The organism is Dyadobacter sp. CY347, from assembly GCF_021502655.1.
Lineage (GTDB): Bacteria > Bacteroidota > Bacteroidia > Cytophagales > Spirosomataceae > Dyadobacter.
In genome coordinates, this window is the sequence record NZ_JAKFFT010000004.1 from 760132 (window position 1) to 775414 (window position 15283).

12 protein-coding genes are annotated in these 15283 nt (G+C 45.3%); 7 read left to right on the forward strand and 5 right to left on the reverse strand.

The genetic code is table 11. The features are described from left to right. Positions 1 to 36 precede the first annotated feature (36 nt). The 4 genes from L0659_RS11265 to L0659_RS11280 all read left to right on the forward strand — a co-directional run bounded on the left by L0659_RS11265 (position 37) and on the right by L0659_RS11280 (position 3459). Positions 37 to 2700: a DUF3857 domain-containing protein gene (locus L0659_RS11265; protein WP_235126085.1), complete on the forward strand. Its 2664-nt coding sequence runs from the start codon at positions 37 to 39 to the stop codon at positions 2698 to 2700. Between the two features lie 125 nt (positions 2701 to 2825). After that, positions 2826 to 2996 carry a hypothetical protein gene (locus L0659_RS11270; protein ID WP_235126086.1) on the forward strand — a complete coding sequence of 57 codons (171 nt, stop codon included), beginning with the start codon at positions 2826 to 2828 and terminating at the stop codon, positions 2994 to 2996. After that, positions 2978 to 3277: a hypothetical protein gene (locus L0659_RS11275; RefSeq protein ID WP_235126088.1), complete on the forward strand. Its 300-nt coding sequence runs from the start codon at positions 2978 to 2980 to the stop codon at positions 3275 to 3277. Before L0659_RS11270 ends, L0659_RS11275 begins: the two co-directional genes overlap by 19 nt. A 26-nt stretch (positions 3278 to 3303) precedes the next feature. Beyond that, positions 3304 to 3459, forward strand: a complete 156-nt coding sequence (locus L0659_RS11280; RefSeq protein ID WP_235126090.1) for a hypothetical protein — start codon at positions 3304 to 3306, stop codon at positions 3457 to 3459. Positions 3460 to 3529: 70 nt separating this feature from the next. Here L0659_RS11280 and L0659_RS11285 read toward each other — a convergent pair whose 3' ends face one another. From L0659_RS11285 to L0659_RS11300, 4 genes are all read right to left on the reverse strand, one after another. Continuing rightward, positions 3530 to 5224 (reverse strand): RagB/SusD family nutrient uptake outer membrane protein, encoded by a 1695-nt coding sequence (locus L0659_RS11285; RefSeq protein WP_235126092.1) that lies wholly within the window; start codon positions 5222 to 5224, stop codon positions 3530 to 3532. A gap of 10 nt (positions 5225 to 5234) precedes the next feature. Next, positions 5235 to 8318 carry a SusC/RagA family TonB-linked outer membrane protein gene (locus L0659_RS11290; protein ID WP_235126094.1) on the reverse strand — a complete coding sequence of 1028 codons (3084 nt, stop codon included), beginning with the start codon at positions 8316 to 8318 and terminating at the stop codon, positions 5235 to 5237. 330 nt (positions 8319 to 8648) lie between these two features. After that, the gene (locus L0659_RS11295; RefSeq protein ID WP_310590699.1) at positions 8649 to 11195 is read right to left on the reverse strand and encodes an FtsX-like permease family protein; all 2547 of its coding nucleotides are present in this window, start codon (positions 11193 to 11195) and stop codon (positions 8649 to 8651) included. Then, complete coding sequence (locus L0659_RS11300) at positions 11192 to 11860, reverse strand: ABC transporter ATP-binding protein (RefSeq protein WP_026630386.1); 669 nt, start codon at positions 11858 to 11860, stop codon at positions 11192 to 11194. The genes L0659_RS11295 and L0659_RS11300 overlap by 4 nt, the downstream gene beginning before the upstream one ends. A 104-nt stretch (positions 11861 to 11964) precedes the next feature. Here L0659_RS11300 and L0659_RS11305 point away from each other — a divergent pair, with 104 nt between their 5' ends. Continuing rightward, the gene (locus L0659_RS11305; protein WP_235126095.1) at positions 11965 to 12651 is read left to right on the forward strand and encodes an arylesterase; all 687 of its coding nucleotides are present in this window, start codon (positions 11965 to 11967) and stop codon (positions 12649 to 12651) included. 92 nt (positions 12652 to 12743) lie between these two features. Here L0659_RS11305 and L0659_RS11310 read toward each other — a convergent pair whose 3' ends face one another. After that, the gene (locus L0659_RS11310) at positions 12744 to 12908 is read right to left on the reverse strand and encodes a lmo0937 family membrane protein (RefSeq protein ID WP_157486687.1); all 165 of its coding nucleotides are present in this window, start codon (positions 12906 to 12908) and stop codon (positions 12744 to 12746) included. Between the two features lie 168 nt (positions 12909 to 13076). On the opposite strand from L0659_RS11310, the gene L0659_RS11315 reads away from it, so the two are divergent. After that, on the forward strand, positions 13077 to 13910 hold the full coding sequence (locus L0659_RS11315) for an alpha/beta hydrolase family protein (protein WP_235126096.1): 834 nt from the start codon (positions 13077 to 13079) through the stop codon (positions 13908 to 13910). 65 nt (positions 13911 to 13975) lie between these two features. Then, a complete protein-coding gene (gene fucP, locus L0659_RS11320; protein ID WP_235126097.1) occupies positions 13976 to 15220 on the forward strand; it encodes an L-fucose:H+ symporter permease in 1245 nt (414 codons plus the stop codon). The last annotated feature ends 63 nt before the right edge of the window (positions 15221 to 15283 follow it).

Genomic DNA, 15283 nt, shown 5'->3' on the forward strand with positions numbered 1-15283 from the left:
ATTCGAAAATCCTTTATCTATCTTCCTTTCTATCAGTTGACACCCAACTCTGCCTCTGTCAAATCCTGCTTGCTGGCGTTTTTTCTTGTTATTTCCGGACTAAATCTGGCTGCCGTCCCATCAGTAAATGTGAAACCTGCCCCCGCCTGGTTGCTGCCTGTGACCCCGGCTGGTAAGGCTGCGTCGGCCAAAGATGTTTCGGGTGGTTATTACATGTCTTTTGTGGACACGCAAATCAACCTGGACCAGAAAACGACTTATCAAAAGTTTGTGCGGGAAATCGTCACAGAAGCGGGCATCCAGAACGGTTCTGAGTTTTCAGTGACTTTCGATCCGCTTTACGAACACATTGATATTCATGATGTTGCAGTCATACGTAATGGACAGCGCATTCCGCAAATGAATGTATCTGACTTCAAAGTAATTCCCGTCGAAACTGATCGCCAACGGTTTATTTACAATGGATATTACGCCGCGTCGCTGATTTTGAAAGATATCCGTAAGGGTGATAAAATTGAGATTTCTTACTCGCGCATCGGTTGGAATCCTGTTTTTCAAAACAAATATTCCGGGAGTCTGAGCTTTTACAGTTTCGATTATACATCACACATTCACGCTGCTGTCATTTCAAAAAAAGGGAGAAAAATCTTTTTGCGGGAATTCAATAATCCCCCTGCAAAAACAGTAAAAGCCAGCGGCGACAATGATGTCTACGAATGGGATCTGAAAAATGTAAAGAACATTCCGTACGATGATTATGTGCCTTACTGGTATAATAAACAACCTTTTGTTCAAATCAGCGAATTTGCAAGCTGGGAAGAAGTTGTTAATTGGGGACTTGGCTTTTACCAAACACCTCCTATTGGTGGCGCATTGAAAGCCAAGGTCGAGGAATGGAAGAAGTCGAGCAATACAAAGTTTGAATTTATTGAAAAGGCAATCCGGTTTGTTCAAGACGAGATTCGTTATCTGGGCATTGAAACAGGCGAGAATTCCCACAAGCCGCACCGTCCGGAGGATGTGTTTGCGCAACGATATGGCGATTGCAAAGACAAAGCATTTTTACTTTGCGCCATCCTGCGTTACAATGCCATTGAATGCGATCCGTTTCTGGTCGACAGTTACAAAGGCGCACGGTTATCAGAATATCTGCCTGCGCCAACCGACTTCAACCATGTCGTTGTTCGAATCCGGATCAGGGACGAGGGCCCGCGTTTAAATGATGCCGACGCATTCATCTTTGCGGACGCAACCGTTTCGCTGCAAGGCGGCACATTATCTACGTTCAGTTTTCCAGCTTACGGCCAGGGATTGCTTCTGAAAGCTGGGCAAAAAAAGCCAATGTCCGTTCCATTGCAACATCCGGGTTATGTCACCGCCATAGAAGACATTTATCTGCCCGCTCCCGGAGATACGTCGTTAACTGGCTTGATACAAGCAAAAACGGTTTATTTTCAGAAGGATGCCGATGAGATGCGCTCCTATTTTCAGGAAAGTGTGCAGGCTGAAAATGAGGAAAACTATTTGAATTACTATCGTGATACTTATAAGCATGCGCAGTTCGAGATTTCGGATACGCTGGAATATTACGATCAGCGTGAGGCCAATAATTTCTCGTTAGTGGAGCGCTATTCCATGAAAAACGCCTGGCAGTTTGATAGCACTCGGAAAAAGTATTATTTCAATGTTTTGGGAAAATTACTTTATGATCAGCTCACGATCTTACCAAACCGAAAGCGCAAAGACCCTATCCATCTGAAATATCCTTACCATAACACCTACACGATCCGCGTTCACATGCCGGGGCCATGGAATGTTCCATCCGAATCCTGGAATATTGAGCGTGCCGCATACAGGATCGCGTTCAAATCACAGTTTATTGCGGCTGAGAACGTATGGGAGCTGTCCTACGACTATGAAACTTTGCAGGATCATGTGGCACTTTCACAGGCCGCGGAGTACAGGAAGGATATAGAAAAGCTCACCAATAATCTGGAATTTCAGCTTTCGGATCCGGGGATTAGCAGCGTGAGCAATGTGGGTAGCGATGACGCAAACTGGTGGATGATCGTTCTGGCGTTGCTCACATTGGCAGCAACCATAGTTGCACTTCGAAAATGCTACCGATATTCCCCTTTGGCAGGTCAGTATCATTATCCGGCGAGGGAAATTGGTGGCTGGCTGATTTTTATTTCATTTTCGATGGCTGTCCAGCCGTTTGTCCTGCTGGCATCAATCTTAGTGAATCTGGGAGGGGTGTATTTCACGAAATCAGGATGGAACGCCATTGCCGGGTATGGCGACTCAGGTTCGTTGATTTTATATCAAATATTCCTGGTAGTAGAAATGCTGCTTAATGTCGTTTTTATCGCCTTTGCTTCGTTTATCAGCATCCTATTTTTCAAGAAGCGGGATTCGTTTCCCTACTTTTTCTCGATTTTTTTAGGCGCTAATCTGCTCTTCGTCCTTGCTGATTCACTGGTTACCAGCTTACTTTTTGGTGACATCGTTACGACCGCCAGCGATGGATTAGGTCGCGATATTGTGCGACAAGTCATTACCGCTGCGCTCATTATTCCTTATTTACAGAAATCAACCCGGGTAAAACAAACCTTCGTCAACACTTACGGCGAAAACCTTATCCATGAACCCAGCCAAACTTCGCAAGCTGTTGATAATGTTGACTCAGAGCTGAGTTGAAAAAAAATTTTGTGACCGTTTGTTGGAAGTGACGTCTAATAGGTGACGCAAGGGTTGCGTTCAGGAAAAAGCTATTGATAATACTGAACTTTTTTCTAAATTGAATTATGAAAAACAGAACTCTCATGAGAGAACTAATCATCGACGACAAGAAATTTGTCGCCATTCCAGAAGAAAATTTTAAAGAGCTGCAAAAGAATGCAGCGTTAAAATGGAAGCCTGAAAAAACATTTACCGTCGAAGAAGCACGCGTTTACAGCAAAAAGCTGATTAACGAATGGGCCTCAGAAAAGTAGTTATTCGTCAGTCAGTAAGTGAGAGTATTGCAGCTGTTGCCTTATTTATTGAATCTAAGGGACTTATTCAAACGGCTGATAAATTTACAGACGAAGTATACGACTTCATTTTAAAATTGGCCCATTTTGAAAGATCCTTTGGTACATGCCGCGACCCGGATCGTGCATTCATGGGCTTTAAATGCATTGTGTACAAGAAAAAGTATACGATTGTTTTTATTGAAACGAGCGATGAATTAAATATTTGTGAATTCATTCCATCTAGGTTAATACACTGGTAGGACATAGCACACTAAATGAATTTGGCATGAAGGACATTAGAACTTGGGACGAAGTAAAAGATGAGGTTTATGGTAAGATTGGTACTCCATACAGGGATCAACTGGAAAGAGAAAGTCAGGTTTTTGTAAAAAGATTACTTTCCAGACTTGCAAGAGTTGAAGCGAAGACAAACAAGAATTAACATTTATTTTAAATGCAAAGAGCAGCTGGGAACCCAGCTGCTCTTTGCATTTAAAATAAATGTCAAAACATCAATACCCCTGATTCTGCACCAAATACCCAGGCGTGTTCGACGCACCGTCAATAGCAGTCTGTGGAATTGGGAAGATCCTTTTCTTCACGTCCGCATTCGATTTTTCAGTCCATTTGCCTTCGTATTTGCCGAAGCGGATCATGTCGCTGCGGCGGAGCATTTCCCAGTAGAATTCAAAACCTCTTTCGCGGAAAAGCAGGTCAAGGTTCATCGAAGTTAATGCGGGTGGCGGCGTGGTGGCAGTTCTGGAAGCTCTGACGATGTTCACGTCTGCCAATGCTGCTGCGGCGTCGTTGCCTTTGCGCAATTTGGCTTCGGCACGCATCATGTATATGTCAGCAAGACGCAGGATTACAATGTCTGCATCCCCTTTGTTACGGCCTGTGTTAGATTCGCTGCCAAACTCATATTTTGCTACGCGAAACCCTGTGTTATAGTTACTTCCAGCCGTCGTAAAGTCAACCAGCTCGCCGAAACTAACTGGTAGATCGGCCCGGTTGCGGGTAATGTAAGCCAATTTACCCACTTTCAAACGACCATCAGGACATCTCAAAAATGCACCATTCACACGCAATGCGCCATATTGCTGACCACGTAAAATGCCGCGATTGATCTTATAATCCGAATCTTTTACGCAAGTATCGGCTGCATTGGAATACACAGACATATTTTCCTGGTAAAAACGCGGATCACGCTTTGGATCAACAGAGCCATATGCCTGCACCCACGACTGGTAAAAGTCGGATGTGATGCCTGGTCCGTCAGTTCCGTTTGCGGCTGGGAATGCAGCGAGTGGGAATTGGTCGCCGGAAATTGAAAAGTAAGCCAGACGGTTGTGCCCGTTCAAATCTGAACGCTGATCCACTGCGAAGATCAGCTCCTGGTTCGAGTGATTTTGGTTACCAAAAATGGAGAAATAGTCGGGCGATAATTTCGCTTGTCCGGAGGCAATGATCTTGTCCGTATACTGGATCACTTTGTCCATATCCTCAGCGCGGAACTCGAATGTAGGTGCGTAAATGTTGCGGTAAACAGCTGCATTCAAGTTTAAGCGCGCCAAAAGTCCCCAAACAGCCACCTGGTTCAGCCTTCCGGGACCAACGGCCGACTTAGGTTGAACAACCGGTTCGATAGCAAGTAGCTCACTTTCAATGTATTTCACAGCTTCATCACCTCTTATGATGACCGAGGCAACGTTTGGATCATCCTTCACGAATACAACGCCGTACATATCCAGCATGATCATGTTATAATAGGCGCGCATTCCACGCGCTTCCGCAGCATAAAGTGCCGCAGTAGCAGATTTGGAATCTTTTAAACCGCTGATAGCCGTGATAGACCGTGAAATTGATTGCGATAATGTGTTCCAGGTGCTGGTAACATTCGGATCCGTGGCGGTGGTGTTGTGCTGGTGCAGCGCAAGATAGATCCCGTTATCACCCCAGTCGGTTCCGCCGCGGTAGGGCAGGATGGCCTCGTCCGTGGATATTTCGTTAAGGGCAAAATAGGTCGTATGCTGGAATAAATTGGGAAGCAATGCGTACACAGGCGCTATAAGGCCGTTGGCCGCTTCGTCGGGAGATAAATTGGCTTTGAGCGTTTCGTCCAAAACCTGCTCTTCTAGATCGGTGCAGGCATTTGTGACAAATAGTAAGCTCGCAACCGCAAATATGAGTGATAATTTCTTTTTCATCTTTTATTTATTAAAAGCCAATGTTTAGACCAAAAAGAATTGTTTTAGCCTTCGGATAACTCAGATAATCAACGCCGTATGATGTGATTTCATTGATATTGCGGTCGTTGTTCACCTCGGGATCATAACCCGTGTATTTGGTCCAAACCACCAGGTTCTGGCCGGTAACCGACACGCGCACGGTCTGCACCCATTTGTTGATTCCCAGTTTCGCAGTGTTCAGGTTATAGCCCAGTGCAAGGTTGTTCAATCTCAGATAAGCGCCGTTTTTCAGATATCTTGTGGAAACAGGCGCTGAATTGTTAACCGATTCAGCTTCGTCTGCAAAAGATTCGCGTGTTACATTCAATCCTTTGGACAATCTCAGCTTGAAGAAATTGGAATTGGCTGTGTTGTCGTAAACTTTATTCCCTGCAACACCATTGAAATTGGCAGTCAGGTCGAAGCCTTTGAAGGACACATTACCATTGAAATTGTACATCCGGGTAGGAAGGGCAGTTCCGGCAGCAATGCGGTCTTTATCCGTAACAATTCCGTCGCCATCCACGTCCCTGAACGTGCTGATGCCTTTTTCGTCAAAGCCAGTGAATTCTTTCAGGAAGAATGTTCCGATCGGCTGACTATTAATGTATCCGTTGATTGTCGCGGATGTGAGACCCGGGCCTTGCGCCGAACCCGACGGAATTACAGAATAAGGGGAACCTGTTACATTGTTTTTGATAAAAGTAATGTTACCGCCAAATGAATAACGCAGTCCGTTTTCCAGCGATTCGCGGTAACTCAGATCCACTTCAAGCCCTTGGTTCTTGATTTTCATATCTGGCACATTCGTCCAGAAAACCCCTGCTGGCTGAATAGGATCGGCTGGAATTACTTCCAAGAGTATTTTTTCAGATGTTTTGGTAAAATAATCGATTTCTCCGCTCAATGCGCCTTTGAACAATCCGAAGTCAAGTCCTATGTCCGTTTGTTTGGACACTTCCCACTGAATGTCTGGGTTTGCAAGCCGCGTGTTGGTCGTTCCGGCAGGGTACGAGCCTGTTCCGATTGGGTAACTTGTTGTAGGTGAGACCACCGAGGTGAAACGGGCTTGTGTGATTTTGGAAGGAATTTCCTGATTTCCTGTCGATCCCCAGCCTGCGCGAAGTTTCAGGTCTGAGAAAGGAGATGATTTCATGAATGCTTCCTCAGAAATCCGCCATCCCAATGAGAATGATGGGAAATAACCATACTTGTTGTTCGCTCCAAACTTCGACGAACCGTCCACACGAAGTGTTGCCGTAGCCAGATACTTATCTTTAAAACCATAATTAACCCTTCCAAAAAACGATTGGAGCTCATTGATCCGGGCATAACCGCCGGGTGCGTTCAAAATCAATGTCAGATCCTGCCCAAGATTAGGGTTATTAATAGGCTCAATGTCCGAAATCGGGAATTTATTAATGCTGAAATTCTTGCCGGACAACGAAATACGTTGATAGGAGTGGCCAACCAGTGCGCTGAAACTGTGGTTTTTACTGTTTGCTGTATACGTCAGGTAATTTTCGATCAGGCTGTTGCTGTTTTTGATCTGATAATTTTCCAGACGGCCAATCTCGAATGGAACCGCGTTGGGCAATGTTTGCTTGTCCTGCGTTGCCGTGGAGTTGTCCAAACCAAAATTGAGCTTGTAAACCAGTCCCTTAATGATCGTTACGGAAGGCGAAATAGACGCCAGAACCCGGTTGGTGTTCAGAAGTTCTTTATACAATTTCAGCGGAATCAATGGATTCGTCCCATCCTGATACTGAAAGGGTTCACCATTATCATCGTAGGGTGCGTAGGTCGGGTTCGCCGTGATAGCGCCGCCGATCATGCCCTGAATGTTTGGCCGTTTGTTTTTCGTATTGGTTGCATTCAAATTAAAATCAAGCGTTACGCGGTCATTCAGCAACTTTTGGGACAGATTAATGCGTCCGGTATAACGGTCTTGCTGGCTTCCTTTCAAAATCCCCTGCTGCTTCTGCGACCCAAATGATCCGTAATAGGTCATTTTGTCCGTTCCTCCGCCTACCGAAATGTTGTGGTTATGCGTGGTTGCATTGCGGGAGATTTCCTTCTGCCAGTCCGTATCGGCACCGCCGTCGATCACCGTGCCGCCCAATTTGGCAGCCTCTGTAAGAAATTCCGGGCCTGATAACACATCCAGCGGACGTGCCATTTTAGAAATGCCCAGTGATCCGGAATAAGTCACGCTGGCTTGTCCCGATTTTCCTTTTTTAGTTGTAATTAAAATGACACCATTAGCACCACGCGCACCATAAATAGCTGTGGCAGAAGCATCTTTTAACACATCCATCGACTCAATGTCCTGCGGATTGATGAAGTTCAATGGGTTTGTATCACCACCTGTTCCGCTGTTATCCAGTGCCATTCCGTCTACCACGAAGAGCGGCGTGCTTCCTGTACGGATACCGCCCGGGCCGCGAACGGTAATGCTGGTTTTAGCACCCGGTTCACCGGTCGCCGAAGTAATGTTCACACCAGAAACTTTACCTTGCAGCAATTGCTCCGGCGAGTTAATGATACCCGTATTGAAATCACTGCTTTTCAAAGACTTAACGGATCCGGTAATGTCTTTCTTTACAGTTGTTCCGTAACCTACAACAACCACTTCGCTCAGGTTGGATGTTGATTCTTTCAGCTTAATTTCAATCGAACTGGCGTTGGATTCTGTAAGCAAAAAATCGTTCAGTGATTGTTTCTCAAAGCCTATATAGCTGAATTCCAGATTGTAACGTACTCCTGTTTGCAGGGTTTGAATGGTAAAAACACCATTCTCATCCGTTGTAGCGCCTTGTTTTGTGCCGCCGGAAACGGGTGTGACAACCACTGTAACACCAGGTAACCCGTCGTTTGTGCCGTCTGTAAGCACTTTTCCTGTGAGCGTAACGTCCTGCATTACACGCAAGTCTGCTCCGACAAGCTTTGATGAACTTCCCGAAACCGGTACAATAGCCGCTGCTGTTGCATTGGGGCCATAAACGGCCGCGCCCTGCAACAGGCAAATGCTAAGTGTCCCGGTTTTGACTAATAGAGTCAAAGTTTTTTTCATGAGATCAAATTATTGGGTTGAATTGTTAATGAAAGGTAGGATGCGCATTCTCGAACAGGCATATGAGGAATTTTTAGGGTTCTGGTTACGCAAGATTACAAATTGTATTTTTAAAATATTTAATAGAAATTCCCTTATAGGCTATGCAAACGTTTGAAATTTTATGCAAACGTTTGAAAAAATAAGAAGATTTTATAGGATGAAACCAACAGGAAAAGCATCAAAAACCCCACGCACAGCCACAATCGGCAATTGCACGCAAAAGTCGTTGTAATTGCTTCTTGTGAAAACAATTTGAGTTTAAGGAATTGTTAAATCAGCCGCAAGATCCTACACGTCCTGGCGCAAAACCTCCAAGGGCGGACGGGATAGAATGCCGCGGCTGTTGATCAGGCCAATGAAAACTGTCATGAAGGACACGAATAAAAAGACAATTAACACGGGCAAGAATTCAGGCTTAAATTCTGCTTCAAAACTGAATTTTGCCAATAACCAGCTCCCGATCAGCGACAGTAAGATGCCGGTAAATGCGGCCAGCGATCCAAGGAAGAAGTATTCCAAAGCCGTGATCGAAAATATTTGTTTCCGGCTCGCGCCCAGCGTTCTGAGCAGCACACTTTCCTGTAATCGCTGGTATTTGCTGATCAACACGGAGGCAATGAGCACGATTAATCCTGTGAGAATGCTGAAACCAGCCATAAAACGGATCACAAAGCCGATTTTATTAAAAATATCATCCAAAACGCGGAGCACCAATGCCAGATCAATGATCGAAATGTTGGGAAACTGGCGAACGATGGCCTGCTGAAAAACCGCCGATGCTTGGGGATTGGGCACATGTGTGAGCATAACATGAAATTGGGGCGCTTCTTCCAGCACACCCGTTGGGAAAATAACCAAAAAGTTGGTCTGCACTTCGCCCCAGTTCACTTCTCGGAAACTGGAAACGGTGGTCGACATCATGGTTCCCTGCACGTTGAAGATCAGCGTGTCGCCTAATTTGAGCCTGCTACGGTCTGCAAACCCTTGTTCAATCGAGATGGGAATAAGGCCGTCGGTGCTTTTGTAAGTGCCTTTCCATGTTCCTTTGGTCAGTTTCTCTGTAGAACTTAATGAGTCCCTGAATGTTACCCGGTATTCCCGGCCGAAGATGCGGCGCGATTGTTCGGCTGTTGTGTCGCCCTCGAAATCCGAAGCGGTCTTTCCGTTTACTTCTTCCAAACGCATATTTACAATCGCAACATTTTGATTAACAGGAATATTCTGTGCTTTTGCAATCGCCAGCACAGCTTCTTTCTGGCTACCCTGAATGTCGAAGAGGACAATGTTAGGCTGGTTTCCGCTTGACGACATCTTGACCCGGTTCAACAAGATCGTTTGAACAAAAAACAATGTACAAACCAGGCAGGTGCCAAGGCCGATGGAGACGACCAGGATGGAAGTCTGGTTATTGGGACGGTATAAATTTGCCAGTCCCTGTCGCCATAAATAGCTCCACGATGTCGGGAAAAACTTGCGTACGAGCCACATCAGCAAACTTGCAAAGGCATAAAGCACGGCAAATGACGCCAGAATGCTGGCTGTGAAAATCAAAGCTTCAATCCACGTTTGCATTTGAAGAAATGCGAAACCATAAATAAATAGGACGATCAGGCCGTAAAGAACCCAGGCCCAAGGATCTCTCTCCATTTTTACCGCATCCAGTGAAACACGCAGCACATTCAGCGGGGAAACTTTGCGGATAGAAACGAGCGGAGGCAATGCAAACAGAATGGAAATAAGCACACCAATGGCCAAACCCTGACCGATCGCAAGCCAGGAAATGTCCGTAGTAAGTTCAAAAGGCAGAAAATCCTTGATCACGATCGGCAAAAATTGCTGAATGGTCGTGCCCAGAATGGCACCCAGTATGGAACCAATGATGCCGATTCCCGCAATCTGGATCAAATAAATCAAAAACGCCTGAGAACCTTTTACGCCCAGACACCGCAAAATGGCAATGGAATTGAGTTTCTCACGAATGTAAATGTGGATCGCGCTCGCCACGCCAATGCAACCCAAAAGTAATGCTACAAATCCTACCAATGCCAGGAAACGCGTCAGATCTTTGAACGACCTGCCAGTGTCTTCTTTTTGGGATTGAATGGTTTTGTAATCCAGATCACCCGCTTCAAATCGCGGTTCCAGCTTTTTTGCAAGCTTTTCGACATCTGTTTCGGGCGCAAATTTGTAATAGTAACGATAAGCAACGCGGCTTCCCTTCTGCATTAAACCCGTTTGTGTCAGATAGCGCATAGGAATGTAAACAGAGGGCGCAACCGTGCTCGTAAGCCCCGTTGAACCCGGTGCTTTTTCCAGAATCCCGGCGATAGCAAAAGTAACATTGCCGATCTTGATCGAATCGCCTACCTTGGCCTGATATTGAAGCATTAGGCTCTGGTCTACAAGTGCCTCTTGTCGCGAACGGAATGTCTGTTCGGCAGTAACGGGAATGGTTTCGAACTTTCCATAATAAGGAAAATCCCCTTCCAGCGCCTTAACCTGGGCAAGCCGGTTTCCGCCATTTTTGGGAAAATAAATCATGGAAGCAAAACTGCGCTCCTCAGACCTGGTTTTTCCAAGAGAATCTACAAGCGTTTTGGCCTTACCTTCAACTGGTTTGCCGGTGTTAAGCGCCAGATCGGCGCCGATTAATGTTGCGGCCTGGTTATCAATGTTTAATCTGAGATTATCGCCCAGGGAATAAATAGCCACAAGCGCGGCAATGCCGAGAATGATCGAGGAAATGAAAAGTAACAGCCGCGAACGGTTTTTTCGGCTGTCACGCCACGCCATTTGTAATAACCAGGGAAAATTAATTTTATCTTGATTCATCATTCAACCAGTTTGCCGCCTTTAATACGGATAATGCGTTGCGTTTTTGCCGCCAGTTCCAGGTCGTGCGTGACCAGCACGAGCGTCGTTCCGGCTTCCCGGTTAAGGTCGAAAAGTAGTTTTACGACTTTTTCGCTGGTTTCTGCATCCAGGTTTCCTGTTGGTTCGTCGGCAAAAAGGATTTGTGGTTTATTGGAAAATGCTCGGGCCAGGGAAACGCGCTGCTGTTCCCCGCCGGATAATTGGGTAGGATAATGGTGACTTCTTTCTGCGAGGCCCACTTTATCAAGCAGATCCAGCGCACGCGGCTTAATGTTCTTTTCGCCTCGCAATTCCAGCGGAACCATCACATTTTCGAGCGCGGTAAGGGTGGGAAGCAATTGGAAATTTTGGAAAATAAACCCTACATACTGGTTTCGGACAGCCGCCAGCTGATCCTCGTTCAGGCCATTCAGCCTCGTTCCGTGCAATTCGACGGTTCCGGATGTAGACCGGTCCAATCCCGCACACAAGCCCAAAAGAGTCGTTTTTCCGCTTCCAGACGGCCCCACGATCGACATGGTTGAACCGGCTGCGATTGAAAAATTTATATTATCTAAAACGGTCAGGGAACGGTCGCCACTTTTATATATTTTACTAACCTGTTGCAGATCGAGTATGGTATCCATCAATTGTTTTTAATTTTATGTTTTCCGCGGTGCTGAACTGGGGCAACTTGATTTACTCCAATTTGGTTCTTTTGGATTTAGATTGCACATAAATATACCATTATATGATTAATCGCTTCGTTTTTATGGTCAAAATGCTGCTTTTCGCGGCCATTTTGACTTCCTGTAACAGTGAAAATAAAGAAACTGCCGAACAGACGGATTCTGTAACAACTGCTGCAAAAACCCCGGCCACCACCAAAAAGACCATTGTATTTTTTGGAAACAGCCTCACCGCCGGATACGGACTCGACGATCCTTCCCAGGCGTTTGCCGGATTAATCCAAAAACGCATTGATTCCCTCGGACTCAACTATAAGGTGATCAATGCAGGCGTAAGCGGAGAAACAACATCGGGCGGTAACAGCCGCATTGACTGGCTTTTGAAACAACCCCTCGACATTTTTGTGCTTGAATTGGGTGGTAATGATGGATTGAGAGGCATTCCGGTTTCCGAAACGCGGAAAAACCTCCAAGCCATTCTGGATAAGGTGCGTGCGAAATATCCTGATGCCAAGCTCGTGCTGGCCGGCATGCAAATTCCACCTAATATGGGTCAGAAATATGCATCGGAATTCAAGGCCGTGTATGCTGAGATTGCTGATAAAAATAAAATTACGCTAATTCCTTTCTTACTTGAAGGCGTGGGTGGCGAAAGCAAGCTTAACCTGCCGGATGGCATTCACCCAACCGAGGAAGGGCATAAAATCCTAGCCGAAAATGTGTGGGTGCGTATTAAGGATCTGCTGTAATCGGAAGATCGAGAGAATGAAAGAATAAGAAAAAGGCCCGGAAATATGTTAAAAACATAAATTCCGGGCCTTTTCTTCATTAGGTGTTTTCCTTACACAACCCTGTCGCCACGAATCAATCGAAGAATTATTGCAACAACTGCAATCACCAAAAGAATGTGAATGATGTTACCCATTCCAAAGCTGGCAAAGCCAAAATAGCCGATCAGCCACAGAATGACCAAAATGACAGCTATTGTATAAAGAAGATTTCCCATTGTTTTAATTTTTTGAGTTAGAGTTATTTGCGATAATGAATGTTCTATCAATTAGAATGCCAGCCTTTAAGATGGAGAATAAGGCGTTATTATTCCCCGAATTCTACAATATTTGATCAATTGATATCATGTATAGCTTGAAGTTGTAGAAATTTTTCTCAAAAGTTTATGAAAAGAAACACCCTGTTTATCCTTCTGATTAGCGCATTTATCTGCCATTCCGCCTCGGCAGCCACTGTCGACACCGTTCAGGTTTACAGTAACATCATGAAAAAAAACCTTAAAACAGTCGTAATCAAGCCATCTCAGTATGATGCTGCACGGACATATCCGGTGGTTTATCTGCTGCATGGATACAGCGGCAATTATGCCGACTGGATTTCAAAGGCCAAAGGTTTTGAAAAGGCTGCGGACCTATATAATATGATCATTGTGTGTCCTGATGGCGGTTATGGCAGCTGGTATTGGGATAGCCCGGTTGATGCGCAGTCACAGTTTGAGACTTATATTTCCAAAGAGCTGGTTTCCTTTATCGATACAAAATATAAAACGGTAAAAGATCGGACAGGACGTGGCATTACCGGTTTGAGCATGGGCGGGCATGGCGCGCTTTACCTGGCATTCAGACATCAGGATATTTTTGGCGCGGCGGGAAGCATGAGCGGCGGCGTGGATATCAGGCCGTTTCCCAACAACTGGAACATGGCCGACAAATTGGGAAAATATGCCGATCAGCCGGAACGATGGGAAAAAAACACGGTCATCAATATGCTGCATCTGCTGACTCCCAATTCACTCGCGATCATGATCGACTGCGGCGTGGATGATTTCTTTTTTCAGGTCAATGAAAAGTTGCATGACCAGCTTGTTTACAGAAATATTCCCCATGATTATCTCGTTCGTCCGGGAGCGCATAACTGGCCTTACTGGACCAATGCCGTACAATATCAGTTGCTTTTTATGAGCAACTATTTCAGTAAAAAGCCAAATCCTTCCAATTAAATTTCTCTAATTTACATTTCAAAAAAATAGAATCTACCTTACATTAAATTTTACTATTCAGCTAAATGAGCAACTATTCCTCAACCGTGGAACCCACAAAAGCCCGATTCACTGAAAACAGATATCTCATAACCCTCATTTTTGTAACGTCCCTGTTCATGTTCTGGGGAATTGCCATCACGATGGGCGACGTTTTGAACAAACATTTTCAACACGTATTAAGTCTTACCAAAACACAATCAGCATTCGTACAATTTGCGATTTTCGGCGCATATGGCGTCATGGGGATTCCGGCAGGGCTTTTCATGAAGCGGTTTGGCTATAAAAATGGCGTGCTTTTTGGCTTGTCGCTTTTTGCATTGGGTTCGTTCCTGTTTGTGCCGGCAGCTGCGGCGGCGTCATTTCCGTTCTTTGGCGGCGCATTGTTCATTCTGGGTTGCGGTATTTCTACATTGGAAACCGTTGCGCACCCTTTTGTAGCGTCGCTTGGTGACCAGCGTACGAGTGATATGCGGATCAATTTTGCACAGGCTTTCAATGCCTTGGGAACGATCATCGGGCCTGCTGTGGGTTCTTACTTTTTGTTGAGAAACAATGTGGAAGGAAGCACGGACCTTACGTCTGTAAAAACATTATACATTGTGATCGGAAGCGTCATTGCCACGATCGCCGTTTTATTCTCATTCGTAAAAGTGCCTGCCCTTACTGATCCGCACGTGGTTAATGATCCCGCAGCAGCCAATGTGGATACACATCCTGAAAAAGGGCTTTTTGACCACAGGCATTTCAAATGGGCGGTGATAGCGCAGTTTTTCAACGTAGCAGCACAAGCTGGAACATGGGCGTTCTTTATCAATTATGGTCACGAGAAAATGGGCTTTACCGACGTTGTAGCCGGTAATTATATGATCCTGTTCTTCGTATTAATGCTTACAGGCCGTTTTGTAGGGACATTCCTGATGCGTTTCATCGCTCCCAACACGATATTGGCGATTTTCGCAGCTTGTAATATTGTTATGTGCCTTATTATCGCGCAAAGCCTGGGCTGGCCATCGTTCATTGCACTGCTGATGCTTAACTTCTTTTTCAGCATCATGTTCCCGACCATTTTCAGTCTAGGATTGAAAAACTTGGGGAAACATACCCAGCAGGCTTCCTCATTTATTTCGATGGGTGTTGTGGGTGGCGCGTTTTTCCCGTTCGCAATGGGCGCTGTTGCGGAGTCTGATGTGGCACATGCTTATTATCTGCCGATTATTTGCTATGCAGTGATTTTCTTGTTTGGCTACAAATATTATAAGGTGCAGTAATGTGCTCTTGAAGTTTTAAATCAATTAATAAATATTAAAAATGACAGCTGAAAGCCGCTGGCC

Coding starts and splice junctions, on each gene's coding strand:
- L0659_RS11280 (WP_235126090.1), top strand. CDS start 3,304: ATGAAGGACATTAGAACTTGGGACGAAGTAAAAGATGAGGTTTATGGT.
- L0659_RS11315 (WP_235126096.1), top strand. CDS start 13,077: ATGAAAAGAAACACCCTGTTTATCCTTCTGATTAGCGCATTTATCTGC.
- L0659_RS11275 (WP_235126088.1), top strand. CDS start 2,978: ATGGGCCTCAGAAAAGTAGTTATTCGTCAGTCAGTAAGTGAGAGTATT.
- L0659_RS11290 (WP_235126094.1), bottom strand. CDS start 8,318: ATGAAAAAAACTTTGACTCTATTAGTCAAAACCGGGACACTTAGCATT.
- L0659_RS11305 (WP_235126095.1), top strand. CDS start 11,965: ATGATTAATCGCTTCGTTTTTATGGTCAAAATGCTGCTTTTCGCGGCC.
- fucP (WP_235126097.1), top strand. CDS start 13,976: ATGAGCAACTATTCCTCAACCGTGGAACCCACAAAAGCCCGATTCACT.
- L0659_RS11300 (WP_026630386.1), bottom strand. CDS start 11,860: ATGGATACCATACTCGATCTGCAACAGGTTAGTAAAATATATAAAAGT.
- L0659_RS11285 (WP_235126092.1), bottom strand. CDS start 5,224: ATGAAAAAGAAATTATCACTCATATTTGCGGTTGCGAGCTTACTATTT.
- L0659_RS11310 (WP_157486687.1), bottom strand. CDS start 12,908: ATGGGAAATCTTCTTTATACAATAGCTGTCATTTTGGTCATTCTGTGG.
- L0659_RS11270 (WP_235126086.1), top strand. CDS start 2,826: ATGAGAGAACTAATCATCGACGACAAGAAATTTGTCGCCATTCCAGAA.
- L0659_RS11295 (WP_310590699.1), bottom strand. CDS start 11,195: ATGATGAATCAAGATAAAATTAATTTTCCCTGGTTATTACAAATGGCG.